At 67.0% G+C, this 8,811-nt stretch carries 8 protein-coding genes; all 8 read left to right on the forward strand.

The features are described 5' to 3' along the window. The first annotated feature begins 18 nt into the window (after positions 1-18). The 8 genes from OG225_RS40470 to murA all read left to right on the forward strand — a co-directional run bounded on the left by OG225_RS40470 (position 19) and on the right by murA (position 8,763). Entirely contained in the window at positions 19-828 is an 810-nt protein-coding gene (locus tag OG225_RS40470; protein ID WP_405179854.1) for a F0F1 ATP synthase subunit delta, read from the forward strand. Between the two features lie 58 nt (positions 829-886). After that, the gene (gene atpA, locus OG225_RS40475; RefSeq protein WP_405179855.1) at positions 887-2,524 is read left to right on the forward strand and encodes a F0F1 ATP synthase subunit alpha; all 1,638 of its coding nucleotides are present in this window, start codon (positions 887-889) and stop codon (positions 2,522-2,524) included. A gap of 116 nt (positions 2,525-2,640) precedes the next feature. Then, positions 2,641-3,612 carry a F0F1 ATP synthase subunit gamma gene (locus tag OG225_RS40480; protein WP_405179856.1) on the forward strand — a complete coding sequence of 324 codons (972 nt, stop codon included), beginning with the start codon at positions 2,641-2,643 and terminating at the stop codon, positions 3,610-3,612. A 96-nt stretch (positions 3,613-3,708) separates the two neighbouring features. Further along, a complete protein-coding gene (atpD, locus tag OG225_RS40485; protein WP_109529188.1) occupies positions 3,709-5,157 on the forward strand; it encodes a F0F1 ATP synthase subunit beta in 1,449 nt (482 codons plus the stop codon). Positions 5,158-5,163: 6 nt separating this feature from the next. Continuing rightward, positions 5,164-5,541, forward strand: a complete 378-nt coding sequence (locus OG225_RS40490) for a F0F1 ATP synthase subunit epsilon (protein WP_216917203.1) — start codon at positions 5,164-5,166, stop codon at positions 5,539-5,541. A 201-nt stretch (positions 5,542-5,742) separates the two neighbouring features. Further along, entirely contained in the window at positions 5,743-6,165 is a 423-nt protein-coding gene (locus tag OG225_RS40495; RefSeq protein ID WP_216917202.1) for a DUF2550 domain-containing protein, read from the forward strand. A gap of 120 nt (positions 6,166-6,285) precedes the next feature. After that, positions 6,286-6,867, forward strand: a complete 582-nt coding sequence (locus tag OG225_RS40500; protein ID WP_405179857.1) for a cob(I)yrinic acid a,c-diamide adenosyltransferase — start codon at positions 6,286-6,288, stop codon at positions 6,865-6,867. A gap of 615 nt (positions 6,868-7,482) precedes the next feature. Beyond that, on the forward strand, positions 7,483-8,763 hold the full coding sequence (murA, locus tag OG225_RS40505; RefSeq protein WP_405179858.1) for a UDP-N-acetylglucosamine 1-carboxyvinyltransferase: 1,281 nt from the start codon (positions 7,483-7,485) through the stop codon (positions 8,761-8,763). Positions 8,764-8,811 lie beyond the last annotated feature (48 nt).

Genomic DNA, 8,811 nt, shown 5'->3' on the forward strand with positions numbered 1-8,811 from the left:
GACGCGAAAGTGAGAAGCATGTACGCAGCGAGCCGCGAGGCAAGCGCCCGGTCGCGGGAGGCGCTTCGGGCCGCTCTGACCGGAAGCAACGGTGTCGCCGCCACCACGGGCTCGGAACTGTTCGCCGTTGTCGCCGTGCTGGACGATCAGCGTTCGCTGCGTGTTGCGCTCGCGGACGTGTCGGTACAGGGCTCGGCGCGCGCCGAGCTGAGCGAGCGGGTCTTCGGCGGCAAGGTCAGCCCCGCCACGCAGGCGGTGTTGACCACCGCGGTGGCACAGGACTGGTCCCGTACCGCCGATCTGGTCGACACCCTGGTGTTGCTCGGCCAGGAGGCACTGCTGGAGTCAGCGGCCGACAGCGGCCGGCTCGACGCGGTCGAGGACGAGTTGTTCCGGCTCGGCCGGATCGTCAGCGACAACCCGGATCTGGAGCAGGCGCTGTCGGATCGTGCGAAGCCCGCATCGGCCAAGCGCGAACTGCTCGCGGGACTGCTGACCGGCAAGGTCGAGCCCATCACCCTCACACTGGCCGAACAGGTGGTGACCCGGCAGCGCGGCGGCATCGACACGTCCTTCGACGAGTTGGCCGACCTGGCAGCGGGCCGTCGCGATCAGATCGTCGCGCACGCGCACGCCGCGGTCGCCCTGACGACGCAGCAGCGGGAGCGGCTCGCCGCCTCCCTGGGGCGCATCTACGGCAAGCCGGTCACGGTGCACGTGCAGGTCGACCCGAGTCTGCTCAGTGGCCTCGTCGTCCGCGTCGGTGACGACGTGATCGACGGCAGTGCCATCGGCCGACTGGAGCGGCTGCGTCGCGAACTCGCCTGAGTCCCGCAGCGCACCACCAACCGACATTCGAGACCCACACAGCGAGAGCAGGAAGAACATGGCGGAGCTGACGATCTCCTCCGACGAGATCCGTAGCGCGATCGAGAGCTACACACAGAGCTACACCCCCGAGACCTCCATCGAAGAAGTCGGTGTGGTCACCGACACCAGCGACGGCATCGCGCACGTTTCCGGCCTGCCCTCGGCGATGGCCAACGAGCTGCTCGAATTCCCGGGTGGCGTGCTCGGCGTGGCGCTCAACCTGGAGGACCGCGAGATCGGTGCGGTCATCCTCGGCGAGTACGCCCAGATCGAAGAGGGCCAGCAGGTTCGCCGTACCGGTGACGTGCTCTCGGTCCCGGTCGGCGACAAGTTCCTCGGTCGCGTGGTGAACCCGCTCGGCCAGCCGATCGACGGGCTCGGCGACATCGAGGCCGAAGAGCAGCGCGTGCTGGAACTGCAGGCCGCGAGCGTGCTGGAGCGTCAGCCGGTCGAGGAGCCGCTGGCCACCGGCATCACCGCCATCGACGCGCTGACCGCGATCGGCCGTGGCCAGCGTCAGCTGATCATCGGCGACCGCAAGACCGGCAAGACCGCGGTCACCATCGACGCGATCCTGGCGCAGAAGGCGAACTGGGATTCGGGCGACCCGGCCAAGCAGGTGCGCTGCATCTACGTCGCCATCGGTCAGAAGGGTTCCACCATCGCGGGCGTCAAGTCCGCGCTGGAGGCCCGAGGTGCGATGGAATACACCACCATCGTCGCCGCGCCCGCGTCCGATTCCGCCGGCTTCAAGTGGCTCGCGCCCTACACCGGTTCGGCCCTGGGCCAGCACTGGATGTACCAGGGCAAGCACGTCCTCATCGTGTTCGACGATCTGACCAAGCAGGCCGAGGCGTACCGCGCCATCTCGCTGCTGCTGCGTCGCCCGCCGGGCCGCGAGGCGTACCCGGGTGACGTCTTCTACCTGCACTCGCGCCTGCTCGAGCGCTGCGCGAAGCTGTCCGACGCGCTGGGCGCGGGCTCGATGACCGGTCTGCCGATCATCGAGACCAAGGCCAACGACATCTCGGCCTTCATCCCGACCAACGTCATCTCCATCACCGACGGCCAGGTCTTCCTCGAGTCCGACCTGTTCAACAAGGGTGTCCGCCCGGCGATCAACGTCGGTACCTCGGTCTCCCGCGTCGGTGGCGCCGCCCAGACCAAGGGCATGAAGAAGGTCGCCGGTTCGCTGCGTCTGGAAATGGCGCAGTTCCGCGAGCTGGAGGCGTTCTCCGCCTTCGCCTCGGACCTCGACGCCGCGTCGCTGGCGCAGCTCGAGCGTGGCGCCCGCTGGGTCGAGCTGCTCAAGCAGGATCAGTACTCGCCGGTCGCGGTCGAGGACCAGATCGTCTCGATCTACCTGGTCGACGCCGGCTACTACGACTCGGTTCCGGTCGCCGACATCCGCCGCTTCAACGCGGAGCTGATCGAGGACCTGCACCGCGACGCGGCCGACGCCTTCGTGTCCATCGAAGGCGGCAAGGTGCTCACCGGTGACGCGGCCGACGCCATCAAGGCGGCGACCGACAAGTTCAAGCAGGGCTTCCTCGCTTCCGATGGCAGCCGCGTGGTGAACGAAGCCGAAGCGGGCGAACTGGACCACGAAGAGGTCGAGTCGCTGTCGGTCACCCGTAAGCACGTCGAGAAGTAAGCGCGGATCAGCGATGCTTTTTCCGATCTGCGGCACGAGCGGGCACGGGGGCGACGTCACGCGTCGCCCGGTCGTGCCCGCCCAGGCCGCCCGTGCGAATGAAGGGAGTGTGAACCGTGGCAAATTTGCGTGAATTGCGCTCCCGCATTCGTGGTGTGAATTCGATCAAGAAGATCACCAAGGCCCAGGAGCTGATCGCGACCTCGCGAATCTCCAAGGCGCAGGCCAGGGTCGCGGCGGCGAAGCCGTACGCGGAGGAGATCACCAAGGTTCTCGGGGAACTGGCGAGCGCGTCGCAGAATCTGTCGCACCCGCTGCTCACCGAACGTCCGAACGCGCGCCGTGCCGCCGTCCTGGTCATCACCAGTGACAGCGGTATGGCCGGTGGTTACAACTCGAACGTGCTCCGGCGCGCCGAAGAGCTGATGACCACGCTGCGCGGCGAGGGCAAAGAGCCGGTGCTGTACGTGATGGGCAAGAAGGGTGTGACGTACTACACCTTCCGCGGCCGGGATCTGATCGGCTCGTGGGCCGGGTTCTCGCAGCAGCCCAAGTACAGCGATGCCTCGGCCGCGTGCGCGCACCTGGTCGAGAGCTTCATGGCGGGCTCCGAGAACGAGGTTCCGAATCCGGACGGCAGCGGCAATATCGCGGGCGTCGACGAGTTGCACATCGTGTACACCCGTTTCGTCTCGATGCTGACCCAGACCCCCGAGGTGCGCAGGCTCGCCCCGATCCAGGTGAGTTTCGTCGACGAGAACTTCGACCTCGGCGAGGACAGCTTGTCCGACTCGCCGACCGCGCAGATCTCGGCGCAGTACGAATTCGAGCCCGACGCCGACGTACTGCTGGCGGCTCTGCTGCCCAAGTACGTCAACACGCGTATCTACGCGTCGTTGCTCGAGGCAGCGGCATCCGAGTCCGCGGCTCGGCGCACCGCAATGAAGGCGGCCACCGACAACGCGAACGAACTCGCCAGTGTGCTTCAGCGCGAGGCGAACTCGGTCCGTCAGGCCCAGATCACGCAGGAAATCAGCGAAATCGTCGGCGGCGTGAACGCGCTGGCGTCGAGCTCGGACCGCGACTAAGCGCCGCGGCATGAACAACTGGCCCGAACGCGGCGGCTTGCGTAACCACGCAGGGCCGGTGCATGCCGCAAATCGACACAGAGAGAACCAATCCAAATGACCGCAGCTGTCACTCAAGACAACACGAGCCGGACCGGCGCAGCCGCAGGCCGCGTCGTCCGGGTCATCGGCCCCGTCGTGGACGTCGAGTTCCCGCGTGGCGCGATCCCCGAGCTGTTCAACGCTCTGCACGCCGAGATCACGCTGACCTCGGTCGCCAAGACCCTGACCCTCGAGGTCGCCCAGCACCTCGGCGACGGCATCGTGCGCACCATCTCGATGCAGCCGACCGACGGCCTGGTCCGCGGCGCGTCCGTCTCCGACACCGGCAAGCCGATCTCGGTGCCCGTCGGTGACGTCGTCAAGGGTCACGTGTTCAACGCGCTCGGCGACTGCCTCGACACCCCGGGGCTCGGCCGCGACGGCGAGCAGTGGGGCATCCACCGCAAGCCCCCGAGCTTCGATCAGCTCGAAGGCAAGACCGAGCTGCTCGAGACCGGTATCAAGGTCATCGACCTGCTGACCCCGTACGTCAAGGGCGGCAAGATCGGTCTGTTCGGTGGCGCCGGTGTCGGCAAGACCGTGCTGATCCAGGAGATGATCACCCGTATCGCGCGTGAGTTCTCCGGCACGTCGGTATTCGCCGGCGTCGGCGAGCGCACCCGTGAGGGCACCGACCTGCACCTGGAAATGGAAGAGATGGGCGTCCTCCAGGACACCGCCCTCGTCTTCGGCCAGATGGACGAGCCGCCGGGCACCCGTATGAGGGTGGCTCTCTCAGCGCTCACGATGGCCGAGTACTTCCGCGACGTGCAGCACCAGGACGTGCTGCTGTTCATCGACAACATCTTCCGGTTCACCCAGGCCGGTTCCGAGGTGTCGACGCTGCTCGGCCGCATGCCCTCCGCCGTCGGTTACCAGCCCACGCTGGCCGACGAGATGGGTGAGCTCCAGGAGCGCATCACCTCGACCCGTGGTCGGTCGATCACCTCGTTGCAGGCCATCTACGTGCCCGCCGACGACTACACCGACCCGGCCCCGGCGACCACCTTCGCCCACTTGGACGCGACGACCGAGCTTTCCCGCCCGATCTCGCAGAAGGGCATCTACCCCGCCGTCGACCCGCTGACCTCGACTTCTCGTATCCTCGAGGCCTCGATCGTCGGCGATCGGCACTTCGCGGTGGCCAACGAGGTCAAGCGGATCCTGCAGAAGTACAAGGAACTGCAGGACATCATCGCCATCCTCGGCATGGACGAGCTCTCCGAAGAGGACAAGGTCCTCGTCGGTCGCGCCCGTCGCCTGGAGAAGTTCCTCGGCCAGAACTTCATCGTGGCCGAGAAGTTCACCGGTCAGGTGGGCTCGGTGGTTCCGCTGGAGCAGACCATCGATGACTTCGACCGCGTCTGCAAGGGCGAGTTCGACCACTTCCCGGAGCAGGCGTTCAACTCCTGCGGTGGTCTCGACGACGTCGAGGCGGCCGCCAAGAAGATCGCCGGGAAGTAGTCACCCATGGCCGAAATGTCAGTAGATCTCGTCGCCGTCGAGCGTCGGCTCTGGTCCGGTCAGGCGTCGTTCGTCAGCGCCCAGACGACCGAGGGCCAGGTCGGCATCATGGCGGGCCACGAACCGCTGCTCGGCCAGCTGGTCGAGGGTGGCATCGTGAACATCGTTCCTGTCGAGGGCGAGCGGATCGTCGCGGCGGTGCACGGTGGCTTCTTCTCGGTCACCGCCACGTCCGTACGGATCCTGGCCGAATCCGCTGAATTCGCGGGTGAGGTCGACGTGGAGGCGGCCCGCAAGGTGCTCGCCGACGCGGCGGCCACCGACGAAGACCAGAAGGTGGCCCAGGCTCAGGTGCGCGCGGTCGAGAAGGTCGCACAGCTCTGAGACCCTCTGGTTCGTGAACAGCTCTCCATAGATCCGATTGTCGGCGGCGAAGATATCTTCGCCGCCGACAACGGTATTCGGGGCATCCAGCCCCACCTGTTCGGCCGTTTGTACACTCGTGTTTGAATATCGAATCGGCAGGGTATCCGGCGGGGCTCGTGAACGGCCGTCGAGAAGGGACGAACAGCATTGCAGACCGGGATGGTTGTTCTGATCATTCTGGTGTCGGTGCTGGTCGCACTCGCCCTGATATCCGTCTACCGGCTCGTCATGTTGCGCCGCGGCGGCACGGCCGCGCTGCTGCGGGTACTGCCCGCACAGGGGGGCCAGGGCTGGCGGCACGGTCTGATCCGATACGACGAGGATCGCCTCGTCTTCTACAAACTCACGAGTCTGCGACTCGGCCCCGATTCCACCATTCGACGACGTGGCATCGAGATCGGTGACCGTCGGGGTCCGGTCGGCGACGAATACGACATCATGACCGAAGACATCATCGTCACCGCGGTCGCCGACGCCGACGGCGATTACGAGCTCGCCCTCGATCGCGGCGCGCGCGCGGCCTTTCTCTCCTGGGTCGAATCCCGACCGTCGGACCGCACCCGCCGCATGCCGGGGATGTAGCCGCCCGGCGTTACGCTCGGGAGCGCAACGACCGAATTCGACCGCGCGGACTCTCGTCGCCGGGAACCCCGGCAGGCAGCGTCGCGACCGGCGAGAACACGCGGAGAGGCGGACAGCCGCATGAGTGTGCACCTGACTCGGATCTACACCAGGACCGGTGACGACGGGACCACGGGCCTGAGCGATTTCTCCCGGGTCGACAAAACCGATCCGCGACTGGTCGCCTACGCCGACTGCGACGAGGCCAACGCGGCGCTCGGCGTCGCGATCGCGCTCGGACAGCCCGATCCCGCATTGCTCGGGGTGCTGCGGCAGGTACAGAACGATCTCTTCGACGCGGGCGCCGATCTGTCGACCCCGGTGGTCGCCGAGCCGAAGTACCCGCCGCTGCGGATAGCCCAGGACTACATCGATCGGCTCGAAGGCTGGTGCGACGAGTTCAATGCCGAACTGGCGCCGCTGAATTCGTTCATCCTTCCCGGCGGCACCCCGCTGGCCGCGCTACTGCACACCGCGCGCACCGTGGCGCGTCGGGCGGAGCGGTCGGCATGGGCCGCGGTCGCGGCTCACCCCGAAGACACCGCCGTCCTGCCCGCGAAATATCTCAATCGCCTGTCCGACCTGCTGTTCATCCTGAGCCGGGTCACCAACCCCGAGGGTGACATTCTGTGGAAGCCCGGCGGCGGTAAGAAGGATCAGTGATACCGCGTCGTACGGCGTGGTTCGCGGCGCTGTAGGTGCCGTGCCGCCCGGTCTGATGGAGGCGGAGGCCCCGCGGCCCCGCGGCCCCGCGTTCGTCGTGGTTCGCGGCGCCGTGCGGGCCCGGTGTGAGGGGGAGGAGTCCCGCGGTGCCGCGTTCGTCCGCCGATCCGTGCCGACCCGCATGCCCTACCGTCCGGGTCGAACAAGTTGCGAACCAATAGGTTTCAACCCGCCGATCGTGCGTGCCTCGCAGGAGGCCGGCGAAATCCTCCCTCGGCATGTCATCGATCGATGCCATCGACGTGCCACGTCGTCCCGGTGATGACAGGGAGCGAGGCGCGGCCGGACACGCCGAGCACCTGATCACCCCGGATCAATCGGTCTGGCATTCCCGAAGTGTCGAGTTCAGTCCACCGTCGAGGCGGTCACCCGAGGCCGCGTCGTACCGCACGAGCGGATCGTACCGTGGTGTACGACCCGGCTGGAAGTGAGAGCGGATTCCGATCTCCGCCGCGCGAGGACTTCGGGACGAATCAGACAACCGACCTGTCCGTCGGTGTACCGGGATCGCGTACACGCGCGTATCTCCCGCCGACGATGGATAAGCTAGCCGGTGTGAGCGAACGGTTTCTGGTCACCGGGGGCAACAGGCTCGTCGGCGAAGTCGCAGTGGGAGGCGCTAAGAACAGCGTCCTCAAGCTGATGGCTGCTGCCCTATTGGCGGAGGGGACCTCGAGGATCACCAACTGCCCCGACATCCTCGACGTGCCGCTGATGGCCGAGGTGCTGCGCGGACTCGGCTGCGAGGTGACCATCGCCGACGAGTCGCCCGGCGATCGTTCCGTGGTGACCATCAACACCCCGGCCGAGCCGAAGTACCACGCGGATTTCCCCGCGGTGACCCAGTTCCGCGCCTCGGTCTGCGTCCTCGGACCGCTGATGGCGCGGTGTAAGCGCGCCGTTGTCGCGCTGCCCGGTGGCGACGCGATCGGTTCGCGTCCACTCGACATGCACCAGGCGGGCCTGCGACTGCTCGGCGCGACCAGCGAAATCGAGCACGGTTGCGTCGTCGCGCGCGCCGACGAATTGCAGGGCGCGCGGATCCGGCTGGATTTCCCCTCGGTCGGCGCGACGGAGAACATCCTCATGGCGGCGGTACTCGCCGAGGGGGAGACCGTCATCGACAACGCGGCGCGCGAACCCGACATCGTCGACCTCTGCAACATGCTCGTACAGATGGGCGCCCGGGTCAGCGGCGCGGGTACTTCGGTGCTGACCATCCAGGGGGTCGAGCGCTTGTCGCCGACCGACCACCGTGTCATCGGCGATCGCATCGTCGCGGCGACGTGGGGGATCGCCGCATCGATGACCATGGGCGATGTGAAGGTCACCGGGATCAACCCGAAACACCTGTCCCTGGTGCTCGACAAACTGCGCTCGGCGGGCGCGCGCATCTCCTTCGACGTCGACGGCTTCCGTGTGGTGCAACCGGAGCGTCCGCGCGCGGTCAACTTCTCGACCCTGCCGTTCCCCGGATTCCCGACCGATCTCCAGCCGATGGCGATCGGCCTTGCGGCGATCGCCGACGGCACCTCGATGATCACCGAGAATATTTTCGAGGCGCGGTTCCGTTTCGTGGAGGAGATGATCCGCCTCGGCGCCGACGCGCGTACCGACGGACACCACGCCGTCGTCCGCGGAATTCCGCGACTGTCCAGCGCTCCCGTGTGGTCCTCCGACATCCGCGCGGGCGCGGGCCTCGTGCTCGCCGGCCTGGTGGCCGACGGAGTGACCGAAGTGCACGACGTCTTCCATATCGACCGTGGTTACCCGAATTTCGTGGAGCAGCTCCAGTCGCTGGGCGGCCTCGTCCAGCGCGTGGGTGGCACCGACTGACGTTCCCGGCAGGTTACGTCGATACCGCATCGATGAAAACTGTTCCTG

Origin of the sequence: Nocardia sp. NBC_01377 (assembly GCF_045040005.1) — a bacterium.
GTDB classification, from domain to species: Bacteria; Actinomycetota; Actinomycetes; order Mycobacteriales; family Mycobacteriaceae; genus Nocardia; species Nocardia noduli.

Bases quoted from the DNA above. Each gene is read 5' to 3' on its own strand.
- atpA (WP_405179855.1), top strand. From the start codon at position 887: ATGGCGGAGCTGACGATCTCCTCCGACGAGATCCGTAGCGCGATCGAG.
- atpD (WP_109529188.1), top strand. From the start codon at position 3,709: ATGACCGCAGCTGTCACTCAAGACAACACGAGCCGGACCGGCGCAGCC.
- OG225_RS40500 (WP_405179857.1), top strand. From the start codon at position 6,286: ATGAGTGTGCACCTGACTCGGATCTACACCAGGACCGGTGACGACGGG.
- OG225_RS40495 (WP_216917202.1), top strand. From the start codon at position 5,743: ATGGTTGTTCTGATCATTCTGGTGTCGGTGCTGGTCGCACTCGCCCTG.
- OG225_RS40490 (WP_216917203.1), top strand. From the start codon at position 5,164: ATGGCCGAAATGTCAGTAGATCTCGTCGCCGTCGAGCGTCGGCTCTGG.
- OG225_RS40470 (WP_405179854.1), top strand. From the start codon at position 19: ATGTACGCAGCGAGCCGCGAGGCAAGCGCCCGGTCGCGGGAGGCGCTT.